General features: G+C 30.8%; 3 protein-coding genes. All 3 read right to left on the reverse strand.

All coding sequences use genetic code 11. The features are described from left to right. Positions 1-237: 237 nt before the first annotated feature. The 3 genes from CDH49_RS15430 to CDH49_RS15710 all read right to left on the reverse strand — a co-directional run bounded on the left by CDH49_RS15430 (position 238) and on the right by CDH49_RS15710 (position 2,161). Positions 238-645: a hypothetical protein gene (locus CDH49_RS15430; RefSeq protein WP_157805350.1), complete on the reverse strand. Its 408-nt coding sequence runs from the start codon at positions 643-645 to the stop codon at positions 238-240. A 236-nt stretch (positions 646-881) separates the two neighbouring features. Continuing rightward, positions 882-1,346: a hypothetical protein gene (locus CDH49_RS15435; RefSeq protein ID WP_100616429.1), complete on the reverse strand. Its 465-nt coding sequence runs from the start codon at positions 1,344-1,346 to the stop codon at positions 882-884. Positions 1,347-1,492: 146 nt separating this feature from the next. Then, positions 1,493-2,161, reverse strand: a complete 669-nt coding sequence (locus tag CDH49_RS15710; RefSeq protein ID WP_157805351.1) for a hypothetical protein — start codon at positions 2,159-2,161, stop codon at positions 1,493-1,495. Positions 2,162-2,322: the final 161 nt, after the last annotated feature.

The following is a 2,322-nucleotide window of genomic DNA, read 5'->3' on the forward strand; positions in this document are numbered from 1 at the left end:
TCAGTTCCGTTTTATAATCCAAAACTCTTTTTTCGTCGAACGGATTACACGAAATTAAAACGATTGCTAAAATGACAAGAATGAGGTTTTTCATATTATGCACAACGTGTTCGTGTATGATTAGTGGCGTGTTTAAGCACCTAATTTAGCAAATACAAACCGAATAGAAAATCCGCGAGGATTTTCGTAAGTAGGCGAGAACTAGCCATTAATTATACACGGTGTTGTGGCACGTTTTTATTTTATTCTTTCCGCATCATATATTTCGGTCTGATAATAGACTTGGAAGTTTTCTTTAGTTGTCTTTCCAATATCTGAATTCAATGCTTCATTTATTGAATCAATCAATATTCCGTCAAATTCACCAGCATTATCAACCACTTCCCAATATTCTGAAAATTCAATTGCAATTCCGTTATTGTCAAATACTTTTTCAGTTTCGTGATTATAACCAGTTATAAAAATATTTCCATTAGTTGCATCAACATAGATTAAGAGTTGATTCTCATTAATTAATTGCTCTTTATTTATTTTGTTTAGTACGTAAGTTATATCGTTTATTATTCCGTTTTCTTCTGTAGATTTTGACTCAAATGATAATCGTTTATATCCAATTTCTTTTTTCTCGGTAAAAGTTGCTTTCATATCGGATTTGATTTCCTTTTTATACGTTTTACAGGACAGAAATGTTAAAGTCAAAAACGATAATATTAATTTATTTAGAGTCATTTTTCAAATGTGCTACAACGTGTTCGTGTATGGAAAGTTGCGTGTTTGTGGGCGAGGATTTTCCGAAGGAAAATCGGAAGCCAGCAAACGGGCAACCAACTTTGTGCCAGCTAAAACTAGCAATTTTTTATACACGGTGTTGTAAAACGTTATTATTCAACTTCTATATTTAAAACGGGCTTTTTCAATCTAAAATTATCAGCTTTAATTAATTCAATTCCTATTATGCTTTCAGACGATATATTCTGATTTTTATTTTCAATTAAATATCCGTTGACATAAATATCATTTTTCTCATTCAGTCCAAAAAAGACATTCAACTCTTTTTGCGATTTGAATTTAAATTCGTGATTAATATTCGCAACTATAATTCCTGCGTTTTTTTCGTTTTCAATAAATAGGCAAGATGAGCCTAATTTTCTTTCTTTGAAAACATTAAGATTTAAAACTTTGTCAGGCGATATTTTTTTTAACAAATCAATACTTCCAATTATAGTGTCGTTTATTATTAAAATTGGATTCTCAGCTTTCATTATGCTTATTTTCGAATTCTGATTTTGAGCGTAAGTTGAAAGTCCGATAGTTAGAATTAAGAACAATGTTAATATTGATTTCATTCAGTTTGTCTTTAATGTTTTACAACGTGTTCGTGTATGGAAAGTTGCGTGTTTGGGGGCGAGGATTTTCCGAAGGAAAATCGGAAGCCGGCAAACAAGCAACAACCTTTGTGCTAGCTAAAACTAGCAATTTTTTATACACGGTGTTACCCAACGTTTTTATTTTTCAAAAGTTCATTTATTGCAATAATTGCCTCGTTCTGGTATTTTGATTTATTATTCAACATTTTTTTCAATTCAGATTCTGTTTTAGAACTGAAATTTATTTTTAGAGTTTCAATCCTTTTTTTCGTTTGTTGTTCCGTTATCTCTTTTACTTTTTTTGGGTCAGTTCTGTCAATAAAAGGTAAAAACGAATATTTTATTTGGCTGTTTTTAAAAATCGGTTCTTTGGTTACGTCAATTAAGAAGCAACTTAAAAAATATCTGTCATTATTTTTGAAAGTCAAATCGACATAACCTAAATCCGCATAACAAGAAAAAGTGTTCCAAAAGAAGTCCTTTTGGTAAGATTGTCGGGTAAAAATGGAACTTTCTATTTCAGACAAGTCGTATGTTTTAATGTTATTTTCGATTTTTATTTCTATCGTATTCAGTTTTTTGTCAATCGTAAGATTTGTTTTGTGGTTTTCTTTTAAATAGAAAATTGCTATGAGAAAACTTGGAAATAACAAAAGCAAAGTAAAAGGTATTCCAACTATGTAGAGACTATTTGAATTTTTTATGCTTCTTCCGTATTTTAATTCATAAAGAAAGTCTCCGAAAAATATTATTACAATTAGAAAAATCCCTAGCCAAATAAGGATTTTAATCAATGGTTTATATGTCAGTTCGTAAGTTGTTTTCAAATGTTGGGTAACGTGTTCGTGTATGGAAAGTTGCGTGTTTGCGGGCGCGGATTTTCCGAAGGAAAATCGGAAGCCGGCAAACGAGCAACCAACTTTGTGCCAGCTAAAACTAGCAATTTTTTATACAC

The organism is Confluentibacter citreus, assembly GCF_002807055.1.
Classification (GTDB): domain Bacteria; phylum Bacteroidota; class Bacteroidia; order Flavobacteriales; family Flavobacteriaceae; genus Confluentibacter; species Confluentibacter citreus.

Coding starts and splice junctions, on each gene's coding strand:
- CDH49_RS15430 (WP_157805350.1), bottom strand. CDS start 645: ATGAAAGCAACTTTTACCGAGAAAAAAGAAATTGGATATAAACGATTA.
- CDH49_RS15435 (WP_100616429.1), bottom strand. CDS start 1,346: ATGAAATCAATATTAACATTGTTCTTAATTCTAACTATCGGACTTTCA.